We start from the raw sequence: 25,259 nt of genomic DNA on the forward strand, positions 1-25,259 counted from the left end.
AGGGCGTGAGGTGCGGCACCCCCGGCGTCGTCGGCCCTTATCGACTGAGACGCATCAGGCCCACACAGACCGTTCACCGACCGTTCCGCCGTCGTACGCCGCCTGCCCCAGCCGATCCCGCATCATCGAAGGGATGACGAGCAGCAACCAGACCCCGCAGGACGCTCCGACGAGCGTCGTCTTCGTGCACGGCATGCGCAGCTCCGGTGCCATCTGGGAGAACCAGGTGCGGCACGTGCGCGCCGCCGGCCACGCGGCCGTCGCCGTCGACCTACCGGCGCACGGCGCGCGGCGCCACGACCGGTTCACCATGGACGGCGCCTTCGAGGCGCTGGACGACGCCGTCGCGACCCTCCCGTCCGGGCCGATCGCACTGGTCGGACTGTCCCTGGGCGGCTACACCTCCCTCGCCTGGGCCGCTCGGCAGGGAGCCACCGACCGCCTCGTGGGCATCCTCGCGGCGGGCTGCACCTCGGACCCGAAGGGCAAGCCCGTGCGGCTCTACCGGGACGTCGCCAGGGGCGTCGCGAACGCCGCCTACCTCGGACGCCGGCTCACCGGCCAGGTGGTGCACCCGAGCGTGCACCGCCCGCGCCTCTCCGTACCCTCCGTGCGCCTCCCGTTCCGCCCGCTGCGGAGCGCACCGGGCGGTTCCGACCTGCGACAGGTAGAGATCGCGCCGCAGCAGACCGCCGAGATGTACCGGCCCACCTGGGACGTCGTGACCGACGCGCTGACCCACCTCGCGGGACGCTCCTCGATCGCCAACGTACGTGCCGCGCGGATCCCGCTCTGGTTCGTCAACGGCGCCCGCGACGCCATGCGCATCGAGGAGCAGCGCCACCTCGCCGCCGCCCACGACGGGTCGCTCGTGGTCATCCCCGGTGCCGGGCACGACGTCAACATGGAGGCCCCCGCGGCCTTCAACCGGGTGCTCACCAGGGCGCTTGCGGACTTCAACCGGCGTGCGTGAAACACTGGGCGTATGAGCGAATCCACCACCACTTCGCAGCCTGACGAGCAGGGAACCGCCGACCGCGGGTCCAACCGTTCACACCGCCCCGGCTCCACCGCCTTCAAGAACTTCGTGATGTCGCAGTGGGCCCCGCGTGCCGAGCTCGGCCTGACGGCGTCGGCCGCCGCGCAGTACACGGTCGCCCGACGCGCGGCGCTCTCCGAGCGGCTGCCGGGCATGCGCCTCGTGATCCCGGCGGGCTCGCTCAAGACCCGCTCCAACGACACCGACTACCGGTTCCGGCCGCACTCGGCGTTCGCGCACCTCACCGGCCTGGGCACCGACCACGAGCCGGACGCCGTGCTGGTGCTGCACCCGGTCGAGGACGGCGCCGGCGACGGCGGTTCCAACCACCACGCCGTGCTCTACGTGCGTCCCCTCGCTCCGCGCGACAACGAGGAGTTCTACGCCGACGCGCGCTACGGCGAGTTCTGGGTCGGCGCCCGGCCGTCGCTGGCCGACGTCGAGGCCCTCACCGGCATCGAGGCCCGCCACATCGACGAGCTGGGCGACGCCCTGGCGAAGGACGTGGGCGACGGCGGCGTGCACCTCCTCGTGGTGACCGGCGCGGACGACGCGGTCGAGTCGCTCGTCGAAGAGCTGCGCCTGGAGGCCGGCGAGGACGAGGACGCGGTCACCGACGAGACGCTCGTCGAGGCCACGTCCGAGCTGCGGCTCATCAAGGACGCGCACGAGATCGAGCAGATGCGTGAGGCCGTGGCCCGCACCATCGAGGGCTTCGAGGCCGTCGTCCGGGCCCTGCCGCGCGCCCTGGAGCACCGCCGCGGCGAGCGCGTCGTGGAGACCACGTTCGACGGGCACGCCCGGCTCGAGGGCAACGCCGTGGGCTACGAGACGATCGCGGCCTCCGGCGAGCACGCCACCACGCTGCACTGGATCCGGAACGACGGCGAGGTCCGCTCGGGCGACGTGCTGCTGCTCGACGGCGGCGTCGAGGTCGACTCGCTCTACACCGCGGACATCACGCGCTCCCTGCCGGTCGACGGCGAGTACACGGACGTGCAGCGCAAGATCTACCAGGCAGTGCTGGACGCGGCCGACGCGGCGTTCGCCGTCGCGAAGCCGGGCACCAAGTTCCGCGACGTCCACGCGGCGGCCATGGAGGTCATCGCGGCCCGCCTCGAGGAGTGGGGCTTCCTGCCCGACGGCGTCACCGCCGCCGACGCGCTCTCCGATGACGGCCAGCAGCACCGCCGCTGGATGGTGCACGGCACGTCGCACCACCTCGGCCTCGACGTGCACGACTGCGCGCAGGCGCGCCGCGAGCTCTACCTCGACGGCGTCCTGGAGCCGGGCATGGTCTTCACCATCGAGCCGGGCCTGTACTTCAAGGCCGACGACCTCGCCGTGCCCGAGGAGTTCCGTGGGATCGGCGTGCGCATCGAGGACGACGTGCTGGTCACGGAGGACGGCAACGAGAACCTGTCGGCGGCGCTCCCCCGGCGCCCGGAGGACGTCGAGGCCTGGATGGCGTCGCTGCGCTGATGCGCTGCGGGGGCTGGGCTGGGCGGCGCTGACTTCGGTCCGTCGCACGGCGGCGGACAACCGACTTCGGTCAGTTACACGGCACGGGTAGGTGACTTCGGTCGGTTGCTCTGAGATCGGTCGTTTGATTGACCGATCTCAGAGCAACCGACCGAAGTCATTGCGGCCGCTGTGCAACGGACCGAAGTCGCTAGCCGCGCCACCTCACATCACCGAGCCGAGCCGAGCCGAGCCGAGCCGAGCCGAGCCGAGCCGAGCCGAGCCGAGCCGAGCCGAGCCGAGCCGAGCCGAGCCGAGGGATTGTCGCCCCGCGTGCAGCCCCACGGGACGGTGGCTCAACGGTCCGAGCACGACCACAGCCCTGTGGATTCGCAGTCTGTGCACAGCTCTCTCGGTGCCGGTCATCCGAACCGCCAGAGATGGCGCAACGTCGTTCCATGGTCGAAGTGAAGATCCCGGCGGTTGCCCTCGCGCTCGAGCACAACCGCAACAAGCTGGCCGCCGCAGCTCGTGCCGGTGAGGTCCTCAGGGTCCGACGCGGTGCGTACTGCGCTCCGGACGAGATCCGCGTGGAAGGCCCCTCGGGAGCCGCGCGGGAAGCGCGCAACAAGGCTCTCGCCCGCGCCCGTGCGCTGCACGCCCAGCTCAGAGCCAAGCACGTGTTCAGCCACAAGACTGCGGCGCTGCTCCTGGGCTGCTTCGTCTGGACGACGCCACGAGAGACACACGTCTACCAGCACTACCGTGCCTCAGGTCACGCTGCCGGCGACGTCCGGCGGTACTCGTGGACCCTTGCGCCCCATGACATCGACGAGGCGGCAGGCCTTCCGGTGACGTCGCTCGTACGCACGGTCGTCGACTGCGCGCGGACGCTGCACCCGCTCGAAGCCCTCGTCATCGCCGACTCGGCCCTGGCCCTGGGTATCGACCGAGAAGAGCTGCTCGCGACGCTCGCCGCCCAGACCGGCCGGCGCGGGATCCAGCGGGCTCGGCTGGTGATCGAGCTGGCCGACGGCGGCGCTCAGTCCGCCTGGGAGACCTGGGTCCGCTACCAGCTGCTCCGTGCCGGGTTGCCTCGGCCGACCACACAGATGGCCGTCCAGACCGACGCCGGGCTCTTCCACACCGACCTGGGCTACGAACAGTGGGCGCTGGGCATCGAGTTCGACGGCAAGATCAAGTATCGGCCCGACGGCGTTCGGCCCGGCCACGACCCCGCACAGGAGTACCTGGCCGAGAAGGCTCGCGCCGACGCCATCCGGCGGGCCGGCGTCACCCTCGAGAGCGTCAGCGCGTCCGACAAACAGGATGTCCGGGCGATGCTCAAGCGAGTCACCACGCGCATCCCGCCGGACGTGCTGCGGAAGGCGCGGATCGATCCTCGACTGCCCGCCAGGTGACCCCCAACTTCGGTCCCTTGCACAGCACACACAAATGACTTCGGTCGGTTGCTCTGAGATCGGTCGTTTGATTGACCGATCTCAGAGCAACCGACCGAAGTCACACGGGCCACCGCGCAACCGACCGAAGTCGGAGCCAGGAACTGAGCTACTTCTGGTCGTCGCTCGGCGGGGCGTAGGGGTTGGTGTAGCGGGGCGTCGTGCGAGTCGTCCGCTCGTCATCCTGGTCGTCCGACCCGTCCTGTCGCTGGCCGTCCGAGGCGGAGGCCGCCTGGTCCGGCGGGGTCGGCGACTCGGTCTGCGGCGACGCGCCCGAGGGCGCGTCCGCCGGCGCGTCGGTGGGCACGGCAGCCGGCGCATCCGTCGTAGCGATGGGCGTGCCCGCAGGTGCACCCGACGGCGCATCGGCCGACGCCGGCCCGGCGCCAGCAGCACCAGCACCAGCACCAGCACCAGCACCAGCACCAGCACCAGCAGCGTCAGGCCGCATCGCGCCGTAACGAGGCTCGCCCGACGGCGTGACCCAGCGCGGGTCCGTCGGGCGGGTCGGCGCGGCGGCGGGCTCCGCACCGGGCGCCTGCGCACCAGGAGCCGGAGCACCCGGCATCTGAGCGGAAGGGACCGGCGGCATGACGGGCGCCGGGACGCCCACGGTGGCGGCGCCGCGCGACTTGCCCAGCCCGCCCGGCGAGCGCATCAGGAGCGCCCGTGCGTCGCTCGCGTGGTCGTGCCCGCAGAGGATCGCGTACGTCGCGGCCACGATCTGCGACGAGGACGTGAAGTCACGCCGCCCGCCGGTGAACGTGTACGACAGGATCGAGAACAGCAGGCCGAACCCCGCACCGAGCGCGATGCCGGCGAACATGACCTGGAAGCCCGCCTCACCCGCGAACAGGGTGATCAGCAGGCCCACGAAGAAACCGAACCAGGCGCCGGAGAGTGCGCCGGCGAGCGCCACCCGGCCGTACGTGAGACGCCCCGTGACGCGCTCGACCATGCGCAGGTCGGTGCCCACGATGGTGACGTTCTCGACGGGGAACTTGTTGTCGGAGAGGTAGTCGACTGCTTTCTGCGCCTCCAGGTAGGTGGAGTACGCGGCGACCTCGTCGCCGGCCGGCAGGGTCGGGACCTTCGGGACGGCACCCGGGCGAGACATGCTCATGCCTCATAGTCTCTCCTACCTTGCGGCTGGTGGCGAGGAGCGTGGCCCAGGGGCGAGTCGTAGGCTGACCAGCGTGAGCGCCAGCAGCAGGGTCTTTGTCGCACGTCTGGCCGGGACGGTGGTCTTCGACCCGATCGGGGACCAGGTCGGCCGGGTTCGTGACGTCGTCGTGCTGGTCCGGGCGAAGGGCGCGCCGCGTGCGGTGGGCCTGGTGGTCGAGGTCCCGGGCCGACGCCGCGTCTTCCTCCCCTTGACCCGGGTGACCAGTATCGACTCGGGCCAGGTGATCAGTACCGGCCTGGTGAACCTGCGGCGGTTCGAGCAGCGGGCCATGGAGTCGGTGGTGCTGGGCGAGCTGCTCGACCGCCGGGTCCAGCTCACCGACGGTTCGGGCGAGGTGACCATCGAGGACGTCTCGATCGCGCAGCAGCGCACCGGCGACTGGCTGGTGGACCAGCTGTTCGTGCGACGTCGGTCCGCGCGGGGGTCTGCCCCGTTCCGCCGTGGCTCCACCCTGACGGTCCCTGTCGACGCCGTGCAGGACCTCATGAGCCGGTCGCCGGAGCAGGGCGCCGCGCGCCTGCTGGAGGCGTACGAGGACATGCGCGCCGCCGACCTCGCGGACGTGATCCGCGAGCTGGCGCCGGCGCGCCGGCTGGAGATCGCGAGCGCACTGAACAACGAGCGCCTCGCCGACGTGCTGGAGGAGCTGCCGGAGGACGCCCAGGTGTCGATCCTGTCGGGTCTGGACCGGGACCGCGCGGCCGACGTGCTGGAGGCGATGGAGCCGGACGACGCCGCCGACCTCCTCAACGAGCTGCCCGAGGAGCAGGCGGCACAGCTCCTGAACCTCATGGAGCCGGAGGAGGCGGCCGACGTCCGGCGTCTGCTGGAGTACGCGGAGGACACGGCGGGTGGTCTCATGACCACGGAGCCGGTGATCCTGGGCGCTGACGACACGATCGCCACCGCGCTGGCCCAGATCAGGCGGTCGGAGCTGCCGCCCGCGCTGGCCTCCATGGTGTTCGTGGTGCGGCCCCCGCTGGAGACGCCGACCGGCCGGTTCCTCGGCGTCGCGCACTTCCAGCGACTGCTGCGCGAGCCGCCGCACGCCGCCGTCGCGTCGGTGCTGGACGCCGAGACCGAGTGGCTCACCCACGACGCCTCGGTGGGCCAGGTGACGCGCCTGCTCGCCGCGTACGACCTGCTAGCGCTGCCGGTGCTCGACGCCCAGCGCAGACTGCTGGGCGTGGTCACCGTCGACGACGTGCTGGACCACATCCTCCCGGACAACTGGCGCGGCAGCGACGACGAACGGCTGGAGGCGATCGCCGCGCAGGCGGCGCCCTCGGCACGTCGCGAGTCCGCACGCAGGGAGTCGCTGCGACAGGAGCCGACAGGACAGGAGGCGAACCGTGGCTGACCGCCTGGACACCCCGCTCGCCAAGGGCCGCACCCTGGTGCCCCGGTTCCGGATGGACCAGGACGCCGTCGGGAAGGCCACCGAGGGCATCGCCCGGTTCCTGGGCACGCCTCGGTTCCTCATCTACCTCACGGTGTTCTGCATCGTCTGGCTGGTGTGGAACGCGTGGGGCCCGGAGAGCCTGCGGTTCGACAGCGCCGCGAACGGGTTCACCGCGCTCACGCTGATGCTGTCGCTGCAGGCCAGCTACGCGGCCCCGCTGATCCTGCTGGCGCAGAACCGGCAGGACGACCGCGACCGGGTCACCGCCGAGCAGGACCGGCAGCGCGGCGAGCGCAACCTCGCGGACACCGAGTACCTGGCGCGCGAGATGGCGGCGCTGCGGATTGCGCTCTCGGAGGTCGCCACCCGGGACTTCGTGCGCTCGGAGATCCGCAACCTGCTGGAGGAGCTGGAGGAGAAGGACAGCGGACGGCCCTCGCACCCGTAGGTGCGAGGGCCGTCCGCTTCGGTTCACCTACCGTCAGGCACCGTGCCGACGGCGGTTACGCCACACCACGAGGATCGTGCCCGTGGCGACCAGCAGCACGCTCAGCAGCGCGATCAGCACCACGTTGGCGCCGGTGCTGGCCATCTCGCCCGGGTCCTCCCCGGACGTCTCGTCGGCGCAGTCACGCAGGCCGGCGTCGATGTCCGACCGATCGAGGTTGCCCTCGGTCACTGCGACCGTTCCGGTCTCACCGGTCTTCCGGTCGGCGTTGGAGTCGAGTGCCGGCTTGTCGCCGGCCCCCGGTGCCACGAAGCACATCCCCTCGGGGGCGTCCCCGAAGGTGACCGTGTAGTCACCCGGCGGCAGGCCCGTGAACAGGTACGCGCACTCGGCGTCCGTGGTGGTCGTCGCCACCTCGGCACCCTCGGCGTCGTACAGGGTCACGGTCACGCCCTCGACACCGGACTCGCCATCGTTCTGGAGACCGTCCTCGTTCTCGTCGAACCAGACGCAGTCACCGATCGAGCCCAGGACCTCGTCGGGCGACACGACACCCGCGTCGACGTCCCGACGGTCCGGGACCTCCTCGGTCAGCGTGTACGTACCCGTCCGGCCCGTGACCTGGTCGGCGTCCGAGTCCACTGCCGGGTCGTCCCCGGCGCCCGGGGTGGTGAACGTCTTGCCCTCGGGCAGGTCGGTGAACCCGACCGAGTAGTCGCCCAGCGGCAGGTCGGTGAACAGGTACATGCAGTCGGCGTCCGTGGTGGTGCGAGCCACCTCGTCGCCGTCGGCCCCGAACAGGATCACCGTCACACCCTCGACGCCGGGCTCGCCGTCGTCCTGGATGCCGTTGGCGTTCTCGTCGAACCAGACGCAGTTACCGATCGAGCCCAGCACCGCATCGGGCGAGACGACGCCCGCGTCGACGTCCAGGCGGTCCGGAACCTCCTCGGTCAGCGACACGGTGCCGGTCGTCCCGGTCTCCATGTCGGCGTCCGAGTCCAGCGCCGGGTCGTCACCGGCACCCGGCAGGGTGAACGTCGCGCCCTCGGGCAGGTCCTCGAACCCGACCGAGTAGTCGCCCAGCGGCAGGTCGGTGAACAGGTACATGCAGTCGGCGTCCGTGGTGGTGCGAGCCACCTCGTCGCCCTCAGCGGAGTACAGCACGACGGTCACACCCTCGACGCCGGGCTCGCCCTCGTCCTGAAGACCGTTGGTGTTCTCGTCGAACCAGACGCAGTTACCGATCGAGCCCAGCACCGCATCGGGCGAGACGACGCCCGCGTCGACGTCCAGGCGGTCCGGGACCTCCTCGGTCAGCGAGACAGTGCCGGTCGTCCCGGTCTCCGGGTCCGCGTCCGAGTCCACGGCCGGGTCGTCCCCGACACCGGGCGTCGTGAAGGTCGCACCCTCGGGCAGGTCCGTGAACCCGACCGAGTAGTCGCCCAGCGGCAGGTCGGCGAACAGGTACACGCAGTCCGCGTCCGTGGTGGTGCGAGCCACCTCGTCGCCGTCCGCCCCGAACAGGATCACCGTCACACCCTCGACGCCGGCCTCGCCGTCGTCCTGGATGCCATCGGCGTTCTCGTCGAACCACACGCAGTCACCGATCGAACCCAGCACCTCGTCGGTCGGGACGATGCCCGCGTCGACATCGAGGACTACCGGGTTGCCGGGCGTCAGGGAGACGACGGGCGTCATCCCGGTGGCCGGGTCGGCGTCCGAGTCGACCGCCGGGTCCTCGCCCGCGCCCTGCGGGGAGAGCACCGAGCCGTCCGGCGCGATGAACTCGACCGTGTAGTCACCCAGCGGCAGGCCCTCGAAGAGGTACTTGCACTCGGCGTCCGTGGTGGTCGTGTCGACCAGGTTGCCGTCGACGTCGTACAGGTTCACCACGACGCCCTCGACACCCGGTTCGCCCTCGTCCTGGATGCCGTCACCGTTCAGGTCGGACCAGACGCAGTCGCCGATCGAGCCGAGGATCACGACACCGGCGTCGATCGAGTGGTCGTTCTGGCCGTGGCCGCCCAGGGTGAACGTGTACTCGCCGGACGCCGGGTCCGGGTTCGAGTCGGTCCGGTCCGCGTCCTCTGCGGCCTCCGGCACGTCGGGCACGGGCTCCGGGCGCGGGTTCACGCCGTCGGCGTTGTCCGTCTCCGCGTGCGGGTTGTCGCCGGTCGTCGCCTGCATGGTGGTGAACAGGACGTCCGACCACGGCACGGTGATCGATGCGCCGAGATAGTCGACCGCCAGGTCGCCGTCGGCCGGCGTGACGAACCGCGCGGTGTACTCCGCGCCGTGCACCAGCTCGGTGAAGTGCGCGGTGTCGGTGGCGTCGGACGAGAAGTAGTACGTCCCGTCGGCAGCGGTGACCTGCGTGCCGACGACAGCGCCCTCTGCGTCCACCAGCTCGACGGTGACCCCGGGGATGCCGGGCTCGCCCGCGTCCTGGAGTCCGTCGCCGTTGCCGTCGAACCACACGCGGTTGCCGATCTCGACCGGAGCCGGCGGGATCAGTGCGTCGAGGTCGCCGAGGCCACCACCCTTCTGGAAGCTGACGGTCGGCCGCCCGGTGTTCCCTTCGTCCTCGGTGAACTCGACTCCGCGCGTCGCCGCGCCGTCACCGTCGGCGAACCAGATGAGGCCCTGCACGCGCAGCGTCGCGAGCGGGTCGAACGATGTGGAGGCCACATCCGTCGCACCGGCCACGTCGAGCACGGCGCCCAGCGCGATCTCCTCGTGGGTGACTCCGGAGACGGTGCCGTCAAGGCCCTGGTCGTCGCCGTGGAACTCGTTGCCGCCCGGGCCGGACGCGAGGATGGGTGCGGTGGTGTTCGCCCACTGGGTGGTCTCGCCGTCGAGGCCCGTCGCCTCCGCCGCGGCACCGGTCTCGGGCGTGTACGTCCCGTCCGCGTTCCGGCCGGCCAGCATGATGTCGCCCTGGGCGATCGTCTCGAAGACGATCTCCGACGACGTTCCGCCGTCCTGGCCGGTGTCGGCGGCCCACTGGCGGTTACCGCCCTGCAGCTCGGTACGGTCCGTCATGCCGACCGTCATGTAGCCGGCGGTGTTGAAGGTGATCGAGGACATGATCGCCTGCGGGTACGCCTGCGCCCCGTCGGGGTCGCCGGCCGCGGTCTTGCTGAAGCCGACCGACCCGTCGGGCCAGCTGTCAGCGTTCGCGTCCGCGCTGTCCCACGTCCAGACGTCGGTCCAGGAGTTCCAGTGCCGGATCTGCGGGTGCCGCTCGACGTTCCCCTGCTGCGTCCCGTCCCAGTAGGACATCGGGTTACCGCGCGGGTAGCCCAGGTCGACGTCCATGACCTGTGCGACGGCGCCGCCGTCGACCGGGACCTTGCCCACGTAGCCGTGCAGCGCCTCCGTGGAGCCGCACTGCGGCCAGCTGTCGGTGGACTCGCCGGGCGCGGTGGTGGCGCAGCTGCCGGGTGCGGAGCCGGTGTCGGCCCAGCCCACGTACACCTCGTCACCCTGCACCTCGACGGCCCAGCCACGCTGGGCGTCACCGAGGCCGAGCGCGATCTGCTCGACGTCGCCCGCGGCCGGGACGAATGCCGGGTCGAAGTCCGGGCTGACGGGGTTCGTCGGCGAGATGTCGATCCGGTACAGGTTGCCGTCGGCGAGGTTCATCACGAACAGGTACGTCGTGACGCCGTCGCTCCACGTGTCGATGCCGCCGAGGCCGACCTTCGCGGCGTTCGCGAACCCGTCGGGGTCGGCAGTCGGGTCGACACCCGCCGCCAGCGCACGATCCGCGTTCGAGGCGACCGTGCCGACGTCGATCCCGAGGTCGGTCAGGGAGAACCATGCCTCCACGCTGCCCGACGGCCCGATGCCGGCCGCGACGTCGCCCGTCGCGGGGTCGACGGCGTCCGGGATCCGGTAGATGGCGCCGAGGGCACGGTCCGTCGAACCGTCCCACCGGTGCTCGGCGAGGCCGGCGTTCCTGCGGTACACCGCCGAGGCCAGGAACGCGTTGCTGGTCTGCTCGTACGCGGTGCCCCACACGGTGCCGACGTCGCCGACGGTGGCGATGTCGCGCTTGCCCGTGTCCTGGGCGGTTGCCCAGTCGGTGACGACGAGCGCGGGCCGCCCCGTCGATGCCTCGGCCAGCGGGTCGCCCGCCGAGTGGATCGCCGTGATGACGTCCGGCGACTGCGGGCGGTGGTCCTCCGGCGGCAGCACCGCATAGTCCACTGACTGGTCGCCCGCGGCGACGAACTGCACGGACGTGCCGTTGTCCGCGAGGTCGCCGGCCAGCCACGACGCATAGCCCTCAGGGATGTCGGAGAAGGTGACGCGCAGCTCCGCGGCGGCCGCGCCGTCGGCGACATGGGGCACCTCGCCGGTCTGGTCGGTGAACTCGCCCTCGGTCATCGACCAGCCGCCTGCCGCGTCGACGCGGTTGGTGCGCGTGGTCGCGGAGTTTCCGAGCGCGTCGGTCACGGTGACCGTGACGTTGCCGACGCCCTGCTCCAGGAATCCGTCGGAGCCGTCGTCGTCGTACGCGCCGTCGCCGTCGTTGTCCTCCCAGACCTGGCCCGCGGCGATCACGTCGTCCGGTGCCGCCGAGGCCGACGGGGCCATTCCCGGAACCATCAGCACTGCGGTGAGCGCGAGCGCTCCGCCGCCGGCAACGAGGCTGCGCGGTGATGAGACACCGATTCGTCGGACGTCGAGCCGCGGGGTGAGTTCATGGGCTCCGGCCCAGGAGGCCCACCACCCATGCGCACCGCGCTCAGAGCGCTGGCGAATTCCCATGTCTTTTTCTCCTGTCATAAAACGGACAATGCTTCTTCACATGTCTCGACAATCCGACGTCATGAGATGCCACGCGAGTAGGCAGTGCAAGTCGAAAGCACTGCTGGCCGCGTATTGTCCGAAAACTTTGCCGCGACGCACGGGAATGCAAGTGAGTGCATTCCTGAACGAATCGGAAACGCGAAAACGCATGCCTAAGGCACACAAGCCCCGGAGCAGGCACATTGCGGTTCAGCAGGTGCGCGACAGGCCCGCCTGCCTACACTCCGCGCATGCCACCGAAGAGGCACTTACAATCATTGTTCGGATATATACCCCGAACCGCCGCAATTGCATCCGTCCTCGCCCTCTCGGCGTGCGCGGCCGGCCCCGCGTCCTCCGCCGACGGGACGCCCGGCGTCCTGCGCGTCCCCGAGGCGTTCGAGACGATCCAGGCGGCCGTCGACGCCGCCGCCCCGGGCGACCTCGTGCTCGTCGCCCCGGGGACGTACGCCGAGGAGGTCCTGATCGGCACGGACGACGTCACGCTGCGCGGAACCGAGCGCAACGACGTGGTGATCGACGGCGGGGGCATGCGCAGCTCCGGCGTCATAGCCACCGCCGACGGCGTGCGCATCGAGAACCTCACCGTGCGCCGCACGATGTACTACGGCGTGCTCGTCACGGGCATGCACGATGAGGCGGGCCCCACCGCGCACGGTCTCGACGGCTACGAACGGCTCGACCCCGAGCAGTTCCCGCCCGTCGAGCGGTTCGCGATCCGGAACGTCACGGCGTCGAACAACGGGCTGTACGGCATCTACGCGTTCGACGCCCGCCACGGCGTCATCGCGGACTCCTACGCCTCCGGTTCTGCCGATTCGGGCATCTACGTGGGGCAATGCAAGGACTGTGACATTCTCGTTACCAATAATGTGGCCGAGCGCAACGCCGTTGGTTTCGAGAATGCCAACGCCTCCGACTCGGTGGTCGTGACCGGGAACAGGTTCTCGCACAACCGGATCGGGATGACGCTGCTGTCGAACTACCTGGAGGCTTTTACGCCCCAGCACGGCAATACCATTGTGGGAAATGTCATCAGCTCGAACGACGCTGCCGACTCTCCCGCACATGCCGAGGGCGGATTCGGCATCGGCGTGGGCATCAGCGGCGGCCGGGACAACGTGCTGCGGGACAACCTGGTGGCGGGGAACCCGCGCGCGGGTGTCCTGCTCGCCAACACGGAGGACCTGGCCGCCGTCGGGAACCGGATGGACGGCGCCTGGTCGGCCGCCGGCCTGGACGCCAACGGCGTCGACATCGCGAACATCTCGGCGGAGCGGACGCCGGCCCGGGACAACTGCGCGGGTGGGCGGCCGTCCACGCTGCCGGAGAACCTGGGTACGCGCTGCGGGACGACGTCGCCACTGGCCGCCGTCTCGCCCGACGCGCTCCCGGACGTGGCGGTCCCGCCCGGGGTCAGCTTCCTGAAGGTCCCCGCGCCACCGGCCCAGCCCGGGATGAGCGACGTCGAGACGGTGCCGGGCCCGCTGCCGCCCGCCGTGACCGACGACGCAGAGCTGCCTGACGGCGTTCCCGCCGCCGGCCTGCTCGCCGAACGGAGTGGTGTGGCATGACGCGGCGACGGGCCGCCGGCGCCCTCGTCGCGGTGACGCTGCTGCTCACCGCCGCCTGCTCCGGCGGCGCCGAACTCGCGTTGGAGGAGAGCGCCGTACGCCCGGTCACCGTGGCGGAGTCCGAGCGGCTGGCGAGCGTCCGGTTCCGGAACTTCGACGCCGGCAGCCGCAAGGTCACGGCGACGTACACGGACCAGGGCCACGACGTGGTCCTCGAGGGCTGGTACGACTACACGACGCACACCGGCTACGGGCTCGTCTCGGCCGACGGCGTGCCCTCCGACCGGGTCGTCTGGGACGGCCGCGTCCTCGCGACCACCGCAGGCAACCACCTCGGCGAACCCGTGACGTCGCTCGACGGCTGGCAGGCCGGGAAGCTGGACGCGGGTACCTCACCGCTCGCCGTCGTGCTGACGGTGCTCGCGGGCCTGGGCGCTGACCGCCCCGAGAACCCGTTGCTCATCAGGCAGGGGGGTGCGCTCTGGCTGCGCGAGGACACCGCGGGCCGGCAGGAGGTGACGGTGTTCGCGGGTCCGACCGACCAGCAGACAGACGGAGGCGACCCGGACGCCGCGGGCATCCACTACTGGGTGGACCGGAGCGGCCTCGCCCACCGGGTGGACGTACGTCTCGGCGAGGAGTGGGCAGAGGTCACCCTGGAGGACGCCACGCTGACCGTCCCGGCGGTCCTCAAGGAGGTCGACCCGAGTGCACTCCCCGATACCCGTATGAATGCCCTGAGGAGTGACGGATGAGCGGCGTCAGCCGACGAGAGCTGCTGTTCGGCACCGGCGGCGCGATCGCGGGCCTGGCCGCGACGGCCGGCGGGGTGGCCGCCACCGGGGCGCTCGGCGGCCCGGACGCCTACGGCCGGGCGCCGACGTCCGCGCGAGCCGGCACGGAAACCGACACCGTCACCCTGGAGCCGCCGTCCGACGTCGTGGAGGCCACCGGGGCCACGCAGGCCGGGATCGCCCGGCCCGCTACGCCGCAGCGGTTCGGCCTGCTCGCGGTGCTCGACCTGCCGGACGGCCCCGCCGACCTCGGCCCCCGGATCGCCGCCCTGGGTGCGGCGATCCTCACGGTCACGAACAGCGCAGGGCCGCTCCCCGACGGCCCCGGCGACCTCACCGTCACGGTAGGGCTCGGGCCCCGGCTCGTCGCCGGTATCGACCCCGGCCTCCCCGGCGCGACGGAGCTCCCCTCGTTCGCGGGCGACGGATCGATGGACCCGCGCCGCCAGGGTGGCGACCTGTTGCTCGCCGTGCACGGCTCCGACCCGCTGGCCCTGCCCACCGCGCTCCGCGAGCTCCGCGCCGCACTCGGTGACACCACCCTCCGCTGGTCCGAGCCCTGCTTTCGCGGACCTGGCGAAGGCACCGTCGTGCGGAACCCGCTCGGCTTCCACGACGGCATAGTCGTCCCGCACGGCGGCGACGAGCTGGCTCGCGAGGTCTGGCTGCCCACGGCGGACGACGGTGGCGACCCGCGGGTGGCCGGCGGCACCGTCTGCGTGGTGCGGCGGCTCGTCCTGGACACCGAACGGTTCGCCGGCCTGCCACCAGAGAGCCAGGACGCCGTCATGGGACGACGCCGCTCCGACGGCGCCCCGCTGTCCGGCGGCACCCTGTCGGACGATGTCGACCTGCACGCCAAGACCCCCGCGGGCGAGTACCTCGTGCCCGCGCGGTCCCACACCCGTGCGGCGCACCCCTCGTTCACGGGCAGCGGCCTCATGCTCCGGCGCGGCTACACGTTCGCCACGCCCGCCGTCGGCGACGACCCCGGGGAGACCGGGCTGCTCTTCGTCTGCTTCCAGCGCGAGCTCGACACGTTCGTCCGTACGCAGCACCGGCTCGACGAGGCAGACGCGCTCACGGACTTCGTCACCCCGACGGCGAGCGCCACGTTCCTCGTGCTCCCGGGGTTCGACGCGACGCGGCCGCTCGGCTCGACCCTGACCGGGTAGCCGCGCGCCGCCGACCGGCCGGGCCTGCGGCGGGCGGACCGGGGACTACGGCTCCACGTCGTCGTGGAGCACGACGCGCGACAGCTCGTAGGACCCACCCGGCAGCTTCCAGTAGTGCAGCCTCCGGGCCGACGGCGTGTTGACCTGCAGCGAGACCCGCCAGCACACGGCGCCGTCGTCGCGGTGCCTGGCGGGGTCGTCGCCGCCCGCGCCCGTCCGCAGACGGTGGACCTGCAGACCGTTCATCCCGGGAGCCAGCCCGGTGAGCACCATGACGAGCGTCCAGACCACCCGGTCGCGGCTCACCCCCTCGACGTCGGTCAGGGAGGCGAGGAACCGCGAGCCGAGCGCGTACTCCGCCAGGGGGCGCCCGGCCTTCTCGGCGGCCGGGATCGCCCGGGCCCACTCGCTCAGCACCTCGAACCGGAGCTGCTCCTCGTCGTCGACGAAGTGCCGGTCCTCGGGCACCTCGACCCCGGCGTCCCCCAGCCGACGGCGGAGACGCGCCGCCTCCTGCCGCGCCTTGCGGAGGGCCGTCGCCTGCTGCTCGGCGCGGCGCTCGCTGCGTTCGAGCCGTTCGGTGAGCTCGCCGACCCGGCCGAGCAGCCGGTCCACCTCCAGCTCCACCTGGTGCCGCTTGACCTTGTCGTCCAGCAGCTCCTTGCCAAGCGCCGAGACCTGGGCCCGCGCCGCGTCGAGGGAGAGGCTGAGGTCACGCGCCGCCTTGCCTGGTGGTTCGGCGGGTGTGTCGGAGGACGCGAACGACGTGGGGGACGGCAGCGCGTCGTGCCCGCCGGCGTGCCACGCGGCCACGTCGCCGGGGGTCGGCGCCCGCTGGCCGCCCGGGGGCGTGGGCACCGGGCCGGTGTCGGGGGCCGGGCGTCCGGGGCCCGGGTCGGACTGGCGCGGGCCGAACAGGTCGGCGGGCGTGGGCGGGGTCTCGACAAGCTCGACCAGCGAGGGGTCAGAGGTCTCGGCAGGTTCGACCACCGGGACCCGGCGGGTCTCGACGAGATCGACCAGCGGGAGTCGGCTGCTCTCGACACGCGGGACCAGCGGGAGTCGGGAGATCACCACGGGCTCGACCAGCGAGGAGCGAGGGGGCTCGATCGGCAGAGGGGGCGGCGGCTCCAGCCAGGGCGGCCCGTCGGCCAGGAGCGCTATCGCGGGGACCGGCTCGTCCTCCGTCTCGTCGACGTCGTCGAGACGTAGCGCCAGGCCGTCGAGCGGCGCGGGCACCCGGCGGGCCGCCACGACCTCGCCCGGCGTGAAGAGGTCGCTCAGCAGGTCCAGGTCGTTGCCGGTGATCTCCGCGCGGCGCACCCGCACGACGACGCCCGGCGCCAGCGCGATCCGTACCGCGTCGGGCTCGACCACCTCGACCCGGCCGAGCACCACGTGACCCACCCGGTAGGTGGCGTTGACCACCCGGCGCAGCGCGTCGGCGTCGGGCAGCATGCCGCGGATGTCGAGGAGGCGGCGCGCGGGGTCCAGCACTCCGGTGACCCGCATGCCCGGCGCGAGCACCCGCGCCAGCGCGACGTCGGAGAAGACGAGCTCCTCGGCGACGGTGGCCTGGCCGCCGTCCTCGGTGCTGATCAGGGCGCGTGTGCCGAGCACGCCCAGCACCTTGCCCTCGGTGGTCGCCGCGTCCGGTGCGGACCGGGGCGCGCCCACGATCCCCGCGCGCACCGCGAACCGCATGACGTCGCCGACCAGGCGCTCCCGCACCCGCTCGTCCTCGTCCGCGGAGTAGGCGAAGTGCAGCGGCGAGCGCCGCGGATGGTGCACCCACTCCAGGTCCGTGCCGTAGACGCGGGACGCGCCGCCGTAGACCTGGGTGTCCGGCGGCATGCCGGACGAGAACGCCCACGACACGTCGCCCGTGGGGATCACCACCACCTCGGCGAGCCCGGCGACGTCGTCGAGCACCCGCTTCGGGTCCACGTACGGGACATCGCGCCCGGCGGGCGTCGAGATGACCACCACAGGCTGGTTGCGGCCGGGCCGCTGCAGTGCGGCGGCGAGCTCGCGGGCCTGGTCCTCGGAGGCGACACGCAAGACCCGCGCGGGGACGCGTGACTCGGTCATGGGGGCCTCCTCACCCTTGGTGGTGACGCAGCGTACCGTTTTCAACTGTCATTCATTGCAAAGACATGAAAGAGCCTGCTGATTCCACCCCCCTGGACCCGGCCCATAGGATCGATTCATGACCCCAGTCGACTCCCCCGCACTCGAGGCGCGCGTCCGCGACGCGCTGACCGGTGTGCTCGACCCCGAGATCCGGCGCCCCATCACCGATCTGGGCATGGTCCGGTCGGTAGTGGTCTCGACCGGCTCGACCACCGGGACCACCTCCGAACCGGGCGCCCACGTGACCGTCGGCGTCGACCTGACGGTTGCCGGCTGTCCCATGAAATCGACGCTCATCAAGGACGTGACGGCCGCAGCGTCAGCCGTCGACGGGGTGGCCGGTGTCGACGTCGAGCTGGGCGTGATGACGCCGGAGCAGCGCTCCTCGCTGCGCTCGATGCTGCGCGGCGGCGCGGGCGACCCCGTCATCCCGTTCTCACAGCCGGGCTCGATGACCAAGGTCTTCGCCGTGGCGTCGGGCAAGGGTGGCGTGGGCAAGTCGTCGGTCACGGCGAACCTCGCGGTGGCCATGGCGGCGGACGGCCTCTCGGTAGGCGTGATCGACGCCGACATCTACGGCTTCTCGATCCCCCGCATGCTGGGCGTCGACCGTCAGCCCACCCGGGTCGACAACATGCTGCTGCCGCCCATCGCGCACGGCGTCAAGGTGGTCTCGATCGGCATGTTCGTGCCGCCGGGACAGCCGGTCGTCTGGCGCGGGCCGATGCTGCACCGCGCCCTGGAGCAGTTCCTGGCCGACGTGTTCTGGGGCGACCTGGACGTGCTGCTCCTCGACCTCCCGCCGGGTACCGGCGATATCGCCATCTCGGTGGCGCAGCTGCTGCCGTCGTCCGAGATCCTGGTGGTCACGACGCCGCAGGCGGCGGCCGCCGAGGTCGCCGAGCGCGCGGGATCGGTGGCGACCCAGACACAGCAGGGCGTCGTCGGCGTGGTCGAGAACATGTCGTGGCTGGAGCAGCCCGACGGCACCCGCATGGAGATCTTCGGCTCCGGCGGAGGCGCGAAGGTCTCGGCCCGGCTCACCGAGCTCGTGGGCAAGGACGTGCCGCTGCTGGGCCAGATCCCGCTCGACGTCGCCGTCCGCGAGGGTGGTGACGACGGCACCCCGGTGGTCCTGACCGCGCCGGACTCACCGGGCGCCCGGGTGCTGGCCGACGTCGCCCGCGGGCTCGCGAAGCGCCGCCGCGGCCTCGCGGGCCGCAACCTGGGGCTCGCGCCGGTCTGAGCTGCCGAGCGGCGCCCCGACGTCGGGCGTAGCGCTGGGTCCGTATACCCGGCCGGTGGGGCCTCGACCATCCAGATAACGGGTGAAATTTCATCTCGATGTACGGTGGGCAGCGCCCAACGTCGTCGACGAAGGAAAACATGAGCAGCCCGGCCAAGACCGAGAGTCCGACCGCAGCAGCCGATAGCCCAGTCGAAGCACCACGGCACAGCAGCATCAATCCGCCGGTGTTCTTCGGCTCCGCGGCGCTGATCCTCGTGGTCGGCCTCACCGCGATCATCTGGCCCGCGCAGACCGAGCAGTACATCGGCGTCGTCGTCGCCAGGATCTCCGACTGGTTCGGCGCCTACTACTTCGTCGCGGCCGCCGCGTTCCTGGTGTTCGTGATCGGCGTCGCCCTCTCCCGCGCGGGCCGCATCAAGCTCGGCCCGGAGCAGTCCAAGCCGCAGTTCGGCCTGTTCACCTGGTCCGCGATGCTGTTCGCAGCGGGCATCGGCACGGACCTGATGTTCTACTCGGTCGCCGAGCCCGCAACCCAGTACCTGGCCCCGCCCGTCGGCGAGGGCGGCACGGTCGAGGCCGCCCGGATGGCCATCGTCTGGACGCTGTTCCACTACGGCGTGATCGGCTGGGGCATGTACGCCCTCATGGGCATGGCGATCGCCTACTTCGCGTACCGGCGCAACATGCCGCTGAGTATCCGGTCCGTGCTGCACCCGCTGTTCGGCGACCGCGTCTGGGGCAGGCTCGGCGACGCCGTCGACGTCGCCGCCGTCCTCGGCACCGTCTTCGGTCTGGCCACCACCCTCGGCATCGGCGTCGAGATGCTCAACCGCGGGCTCTCCGACCTGGTGGGCGTGCCGATCGGCGTCGGCGCACAGGTGGCGCTGCTCGCGCTCGCCGTCGTGATGGCGACGCTGTCCGTGATCTCCGGCGTGCAGCGCGGTGTGCGGCGCCTGTCCGAGCTCAACGTGGTGCTCGCCCTGCTGCTGGTGCTGTTCCTCGTCGTCACCGGCAAGACGACGTTCCTGTTCAACGCGCTGGTGATGAACGTCGGCGACTACGTCTCCCGCCTGCCCGGCATGACGCTGAACACCTACGCCTTCGACGCGCCCACCGAGTGGATGAACGCGTGGACGCTGTTCTTCTGGGCCTGGTGGGTGGCCTGGGCGCCGTTCGTGGGGCTGTTCCTCGCGCGGATCTCGCGCGGCCGGACCATCCGCCAGTTCGTGGTCGGCACGCTCACCATCCCGTTCGTGTTCGTGCTGCTGTGGGTGTCCGTCTTCGGCAACAGCGCGCTCGACCACATCCGCAACGGCGGCGCCGAGGGGGCGGCGTTCGGCGACGCGGCGATGAACGACCCGGCGTCGGGCATCTACGCCCTGCTCCAGCAGTTCCCCGCGGCGCCCGCGACGATCGGGCTGGCCATCTTCATCGGGCTGCTGTTCTACGTGACGTCCGCCGACTCGGGCGCGCTCGTCCTCTCGCACCTGACCATCAAGATGCACGAGGCGTCGGACGACGGGCCGATCTGGCTGCGCATCTTCTGGGCGTCGGCCACGGGCCTCCTCACGGCAGGCATGCTGATCGCGGGCGGCATCACCACACTGCAGTCCGGCACGATCATCATGGGCCTGCCGTTCTCGCTCGTGATGTTCGGCGTGATGTTCTCCCTCTACAAGGTGCTGCGCACCGAGGGGCAGAAGTTCGACACCCTCCGCACCGCGCTGCCGTCCAGCCTGTCGGGCCGCATCGGGCACCCGGGAGCCAGCGGCGTCCCGGGCTGGCGGCAGCGGCTCAAGCGGCTGGTCAGCTTCCCCGACCGCCGCCACGTGCTGCGGTTCATCGACCGGACGGTGCGCCCGGCCCTCACCGAGGTCTCCGCCGCGCTCGAGGAGCAGGGCATCGCGACCTCCTGCACGGAGGCGTCGGTGGGCGAGACCGGGCTGCCGGCCATCACGCTCACGGTCGAGCACGGCGACGAGGCCCCGTTCACCTACACGCTGTGGCCGCAGGCCCACCCCACGCCGACGTTCCGCATGAACACGTCAGACCAGGGCGACACGTACTTCCGTGTCGAGGTGCTCCTCGCGGAGGGCACGCAGGGCTACGACGTCACCGACTACGCCAAGGAACAGCTCATCGCCGACGTCCTGGACCAGTACGAGCGGCACCTGCTGTTCCTGCACGCGAGCAGCTCGCCGACGCACGACACGGAACCGATCGAAAGCTGACTACCGCACACCCGCACGTGTACGTCTCGACCGGGAGCACCACCATGAGCACACCGACCACCCTGTACATCGACGGCACCTGGGCGGCAGCGGCCGCAGGCGCCACCCGCGAGATCCGCTGTCCGGCGGACGGCTCGCTCGTCGCGGAGGTTTCTGAGGCGACCGCCGCCGACACCGAGCGGGCGATCGCGGCGGCCCGCCGGGCGTTCGACGCCGGCCCGTGGCGGGCCACGACCGCGCCCGAGCGCGGCGAGCTGCTGCACCGCGTGGCCGACCTCCTAGCCGAGCGGGCGGAGGACTTCGCCCTCGCCGAGTCCCGCGACACGGGCAAGCGCCTGGTCGAGAGCCGCATCGACATCGACGACTGCATCGCCTGCTTCCGCTGGTACGCGAAGCTGGCGGGCGTGGACGCCGGGCGCGTGGTCGACGCCGGCAGTCCCGACGTGCTGAGCCGCGTGGTGCACGAGCCGGTGGGGGTGTGCGGCCTCATCTCGCCGTGGAACTACCCGCTGCTGCAGGCCGTGTGGAAGGTGGCGCCCTGCCTCGCGGCGGGCAACACGTTCGTGCTCAAGCCGAGCGAGCTCACCCCGCACACCGCCGTCCTGCTGATGGACGTGCTGACCGATGCGGGCGTGCCGGCGGGCGTCGCGAACCTGGTGCTGGGCGCGGGTCCCGAGGCGGGCGCACCGCTCTCGGCTCACCCCGACGTCGACCTGGTGTCGTTCACCGGCGGCCTCCTCACCGGCCGGATCATCGCCGCGAGCGCCGCCGCCACCGTCAAGAAGGTGGCCCTGGAGCTGGGCGGCAAGAACCCGAACGTGATCTTCGCGGACGCCGACTTCGACGCCGCGGTGGACAACGCGCTCAACGGGGCGTTCGTGCACTCCGGGCAGGTGTGCTCGGCCGGGGCGCGGCTGGTCGTGGAGGAGTCGATCCACGACCGCTTCGTCGACGAGCTGGTGCGCCGGGCCCGGCAGATCCGGCTGGGCGGGCCGTTCGACGACGCCGCGGAGACCGGGCCGCTGATCTCCGCCGCGCACCGGGACAAGGTCACCGCGTACGTGGCGAAGGCCGTCGAGGAGGGCGCCGTCGTCCGCTGCGGCGGCGAGTGGGGCACGGGCGAGCTGGAGGCGGGCTTCTACTACCTGCCCACGGTGCTCGACGGCGTCCGGCGCGGCAGCTCCGCCGTCGTCGACGAGGCGTTCGGTCCCGTGGTGACCGTCGAGACGTTCAGGACCGAGGACGAGGCCGTCGAGATCGCCAACGACACGATCTACGGCCTGGCCGGCGCCGTCTGGTCGCAGGACGCCGGCAAGGCCCAGCGGGTCGCGAACCGGCTGCGGCACGGCACGATCTGGATCAACGACTACCACCCCTACCTGCCGCAGGCGGAGTGGGGCGGCTATGGGCAGTCCGGGTTCGGCCGGGAGCTCGGCCTCGCGGGCCTCGCCGAGTACCAGGAGTCCAAGCACATCTACCAGAACCTGCGCCCGGCAGTGACCGGATGGTTCGGAGGCACCGATGACTGAGCAGCCCGCGAAGCACCCCGAGATGCAGGCCGCCGCGCAGACCGGCGAGAGCACCTTCGACTACGTGGTGATCGGCGGGGGTTCCGCCGGCGCCGCGGTCGCGGCCCGGCTCAGCGAGGACCCGGCGGTCTCTGTCGCCCTGCTGGAGGCGGGGCCGTCCGACGTCGGCGACGACGCGATCCTCCAGCTCGACCGCTGGATGGGGCTGCTGGAGTCGGGCTACGACTGGGACTACCCGATCGAGCCGCAGACCAACGGCAACTCGTTCATGCGGCAGGCGCGTGCCAAGGTGCTCGGCGGCTGCTCCTCGCACAACTCGTGCATCGCGTTCTGGGCTCCCGCCGAGGACCTGGACCAGTGGGAGGCGATGGGCGCCACCGGCTGGCGGGCGCAGGAGTCCCGCCCCTATTACACGAAGCTCGAGAACAACGACCAGCCCGGCGTGCACCACGGGCACGACGGCCCGGTGCGGATCCGCCAGGTCCCGTCCACGGACCCGTGCGGCGTGGCGGTCCTGGACGCGTGCGAGCAGGCGGGCATCCCCCGCGTGCAGTTCAACGACGGCACGACGGTCGTCACCGGCGCCAGCTTCTTCCAGATCAACGCCCGGGAGGACGGCGTCCGCTCGTCGTCGTCGGTGAGCTACCTGCACCCGATCCTCGACCGGCCGAACCTGACGATCCTCACCGAGCACCGTGCCAGGCGGCTGCTCTTCGACGGCACCCGGTGCACGGGCGTCGAGGTGCTCGACCCGGACCTGATCCACCACCGCACGTTCACCGCGCGGCACGAGGTGGTCCTGTCGGCGGGCGCCATCGACTCGCCCAAGCTGCTCATGCTGTCGGGCATCGGCCCGGCGGAGCATCTCGCGGAGGTGGGGATCGACGTGCTGGTGGATGCCCCCGGCGTCGGCTCGCACATGCAGGACCACCCCGAAGGGGTGATCCAGTGGGAGGCGAAGCAGCCGATGACCACGTCCTCGACGCAGTGGTGGGAGATCGGCATCTTCGCGGCCACCGAGCCGGACCTGGACCGGCCGGACCTGATGATGCACTACGGCTCCGTGCCCTTCGACATGCATACGGCGCGGCAGGGCTACCCGACCACGGAGAACGGGTTCTGCCTCACCCCGAACGTGACGCACGCGCGCTCCCGCGGCACGGTCCGGCTGCGCTCCCGCGACTTCCGGGACAAGCCGATGGTGGACCCCAAGTACTTCACCGACCCGTACGACATGAAGGTGATGGTCGAGGGCATCAAGCTCGCGCGGAAGATCGTCGCGCAGCCCGCGATGGCGCAGTGGGCCGGCGCGGAGCTGTACCCAGGGCCGGACGTGCGGACCGACGAGGAGATAGCGGACTACATCTCCCGTACCCACAACACGGTCTACCACCCGACCGGGTCGGTGCGGATGGGTGCGGCGGACGACGACTCCTCCCCGCTGGACCCGCGGCTGCGGGTCAAGGGCGTCACGGGGCTGCGCGTCGCGGACGCGTCGGTCATGCCGGAGATCACCACGGTCAACCCGAACATCACGGTGATGATGATCGGCGAACGCTGCGCGGACTTCCTCAAGGAGGAGGCGAAAGCCTGACGTTCGTGTCAGACGTACAGGTCACCCGGGTGACCTGTACGTCTGACACCTCCGCGGTGCGTTGATTGTGCTCCCGGTACTGCTGCAGCGCCTGGTGCGTCGTGGCTGCGGTGCTCAGCCGCGGACGGCCGTCAGCACCTCCTGTTCCTCCTCCCGGGTCAGGCCCGTGACCTTCGCGTCGGGGGTGGCGCTGAGCCAGGCAAGCGTGTCGCGCGTGGTCTCCGTGAACGGTCGGATCATCAGACCCGCCTCCAGCGACGACGTGACGTCGTGCGCCATGAAGCCGGAGTCGACCAGGTCGGCAGCCCAGAACGGGATCGAACGGGGGCCCGACCACGGGACGACCTCGTGCTCGGCGAGCAACTCGGGGCTGACGGGGACGAGCTCCGGGTCCGCCCCGGCGCCGTCGGCCACCTGGGTAAGGAGCTCCGACCGGGGCACCGGCGGGCAGACGGCGTCGAAGTCTCCGGTGGTGCCCGCCTCCGCCGCCGTCACTATCCACTCCGCGAGGTCACGGACGTCGACGAGCTGGACGGGGGCGTCCACCGGCTCGGGGACCAGCACCGGCAGGCCGTCACGCGCCGCCTCGGCGAACCGGGCGGGCCAGTACGTGAACCGGCCGCTCGGGTCGCCAGGGCCCACGATCAGGCCCGGCCGGATCACGAGCGCGGCCGCGGCGCCGGAGCGGACCGTGTTCTCGCACGCCACCTTCATGGCGCCGTAGACGTCCGGACCGTCACCCGGGTCCTCGTCGGTCTCGATGGGGTCGAGCAGAGGCAGCGTCGCCGGCGTGCCACCCGGTGTCGCCGTGTCCGCGTAGACGTTGATGGTCGAGACGAACGTCCAGTGGGCGTCCGGGAACGCCGCGACCGCGCGGCGTACGTGCGACGGGATGCGCGAGACGTCGACGACGGCGTCGAACGGCGAGGCCGTGAGATCGGCGGGCACCGCGTCGGCGCGGTCCCAGGGGACGAGGGTGGCGCCGTCGGGCACCGTGCCGCTCACGCCGCGGGCCGCGCACGTGACGTCGTGCCCCCGTGCCACCGCCGCTTCCGCGACCGCGCGGGAGAGGAAGACCGTTCCACCGAGAACCAGGATTCGCATGTGTCCACCGAACCGCATCGCGGCGACGGAGACCACGCGGATCTGCTGGTGGCGAATCT

Annotated in this window: 16 protein-coding genes; 12 read left to right on the forward strand and 4 right to left on the reverse strand. The window is 71.6% G+C overall.

The window, feature by feature from the left end; translation table 11 throughout:
- The first annotated feature begins 133 nt into the window (after positions 1–133).
- The 3 genes from ACFO6V_RS21345 (at position 134) to ACFO6V_RS21355 (ending at position 3,921) form a co-directional block, all read left to right on the forward strand.
- Positions 134–973 carry an alpha/beta fold hydrolase gene (locus ACFO6V_RS21345; protein ID WP_377139051.1) on the forward strand — a complete coding sequence of 280 codons (840 nt, stop codon included), beginning with the start codon at positions 134–136 and terminating at the stop codon, positions 971–973.
- 12 nt (positions 974–985) lie between these two features.
- Positions 986–2,521, forward strand: a complete 1,536-nt coding sequence (locus ACFO6V_RS21350) for an aminopeptidase P family protein (protein WP_377139053.1) — start codon at positions 986–988, stop codon at positions 2,519–2,521.
- 437 nt (positions 2,522–2,958) lie between these two features.
- The gene (locus tag ACFO6V_RS21355; protein WP_377139056.1) at positions 2,959–3,921 is read left to right on the forward strand and encodes a hypothetical protein; all 963 of its coding nucleotides are present in this window, start codon (positions 2,959–2,961) and stop codon (positions 3,919–3,921) included.
- A 148-nt stretch (positions 3,922–4,069) separates the two neighbouring features.
- On the opposite strand, the gene ACFO6V_RS21360 is transcribed toward ACFO6V_RS21355, so the two are convergent.
- Positions 4,070–5,083 carry a general stress protein gene (locus ACFO6V_RS21360; protein ID WP_377139059.1) on the reverse strand — a complete coding sequence of 338 codons (1,014 nt, stop codon included), beginning with the start codon at positions 5,081–5,083 and terminating at the stop codon, positions 4,070–4,072.
- A gap of 73 nt (positions 5,084–5,156) precedes the next feature.
- Here ACFO6V_RS21360 and ACFO6V_RS21365 point away from each other — a divergent pair, with 73 nt between their 5' ends.
- Complete coding sequence (locus ACFO6V_RS21365) at positions 5,157–6,506, forward strand: magnesium transporter MgtE N-terminal domain-containing protein (protein WP_377139061.1); 1,350 nt, start codon at positions 5,157–5,159, stop codon at positions 6,504–6,506.
- Entirely contained in the window at positions 6,499–6,996 is a 498-nt protein-coding gene (locus tag ACFO6V_RS21370) for a DUF1003 domain-containing protein (RefSeq protein WP_377139064.1), read from the forward strand. Before ACFO6V_RS21365 ends, ACFO6V_RS21370 begins: the two co-directional genes overlap by 8 nt.
- Before the next feature lie 33 nt (positions 6,997–7,029).
- Here the strand turns inward: ACFO6V_RS21370 and ACFO6V_RS21375 are convergent, their stop codons facing one another.
- Entirely contained in the window at positions 7,030–10,086 is a 3,057-nt protein-coding gene (locus tag ACFO6V_RS21375; RefSeq protein ID WP_377139191.1) for an SdrD B-like domain-containing protein, read from the reverse strand.
- Between the two features lie 1,961 nt (positions 10,087–12,047).
- On the opposite strand from ACFO6V_RS21375, the gene ACFO6V_RS21380 reads away from it, so the two are divergent.
- The 3 genes from ACFO6V_RS21380 to ACFO6V_RS21390 are packed head-to-tail and all read left to right on the forward strand — an operon-like array spanning position 12,048 to position 15,360.
- Positions 12,048–13,391 (forward strand): right-handed parallel beta-helix repeat-containing protein, encoded by a 1,344-nt coding sequence (locus ACFO6V_RS21380; RefSeq protein WP_377139066.1) that lies wholly within the window; start codon positions 12,048–12,050, stop codon positions 13,389–13,391.
- Positions 13,388–14,146 carry a hypothetical protein gene (locus ACFO6V_RS21385; protein ID WP_377139069.1) on the forward strand — a complete coding sequence of 253 codons (759 nt, stop codon included), beginning with the start codon at positions 13,388–13,390 and terminating at the stop codon, positions 14,144–14,146. The genes ACFO6V_RS21380 and ACFO6V_RS21385 overlap by 4 nt, the downstream gene beginning before the upstream one ends.
- A complete protein-coding gene (locus ACFO6V_RS21390) occupies positions 14,143–15,360 on the forward strand; it encodes a Dyp-type peroxidase (protein ID WP_377139071.1) in 1,218 nt (405 codons plus the stop codon). Before ACFO6V_RS21385 ends, ACFO6V_RS21390 begins: the two co-directional genes overlap by 4 nt.
- Positions 15,361–15,405: 45 nt before the next feature.
- Here the strand turns inward: ACFO6V_RS21390 and ACFO6V_RS21395 are convergent, their stop codons facing one another.
- Positions 15,406–17,451 carry a hypothetical protein gene (locus ACFO6V_RS21395; protein WP_377139073.1) on the reverse strand — a complete coding sequence of 682 codons (2,046 nt, stop codon included), beginning with the start codon at positions 17,449–17,451 and terminating at the stop codon, positions 15,406–15,408.
- A gap of 118 nt (positions 17,452–17,569) precedes the next feature.
- Here ACFO6V_RS21395 and ACFO6V_RS21400 point away from each other — a divergent pair, with 118 nt between their 5' ends.
- The 4 genes from ACFO6V_RS21400 to ACFO6V_RS21415 all read left to right on the forward strand — a co-directional run bounded on the left by ACFO6V_RS21400 (position 17,570) and on the right by ACFO6V_RS21415 (position 24,096).
- On the forward strand, positions 17,570–18,739 hold the full coding sequence (locus ACFO6V_RS21400; RefSeq protein ID WP_377139076.1) for an Mrp/NBP35 family ATP-binding protein: 1,170 nt from the start codon (positions 17,570–17,572) through the stop codon (positions 18,737–18,739).
- Positions 18,740–18,879: 140 nt separating this feature from the next.
- On the forward strand, positions 18,880–20,973 hold the full coding sequence (gene betT / locus ACFO6V_RS21405; protein ID WP_377139078.1) for a choline BCCT transporter BetT: 2,094 nt from the start codon (positions 18,880–18,882) through the stop codon (positions 20,971–20,973).
- A 44-nt stretch (positions 20,974–21,017) separates the two neighbouring features.
- A complete protein-coding gene (locus ACFO6V_RS21410) occupies positions 21,018–22,502 on the forward strand; it encodes an aldehyde dehydrogenase family protein (RefSeq protein WP_377139081.1) in 1,485 nt (494 codons plus the stop codon).
- A gap of 22 nt (positions 22,503–22,524) precedes the next feature.
- Positions 22,525–24,096: a GMC family oxidoreductase gene (locus ACFO6V_RS21415; protein WP_377139194.1), complete on the forward strand. Its 1,572-nt coding sequence runs from the start codon at positions 22,525–22,527 to the stop codon at positions 24,094–24,096.
- Between the two features lie 114 nt (positions 24,097–24,210).
- Here the strand turns inward: ACFO6V_RS21415 and ACFO6V_RS21420 are convergent, their stop codons facing one another.
- Complete coding sequence (locus ACFO6V_RS21420; RefSeq protein WP_377139084.1) at positions 24,211–25,200, reverse strand: NAD-dependent epimerase/dehydratase family protein; 990 nt, start codon at positions 25,198–25,200, stop codon at positions 24,211–24,213.
- Positions 25,201–25,259: the final 59 nt, after the last annotated feature.

Source organism: Promicromonospora alba (assembly GCF_042654905.1).
Lineage (GTDB): Bacteria > Actinomycetota > Actinomycetes > Actinomycetales > Cellulomonadaceae > Promicromonospora > Promicromonospora alba.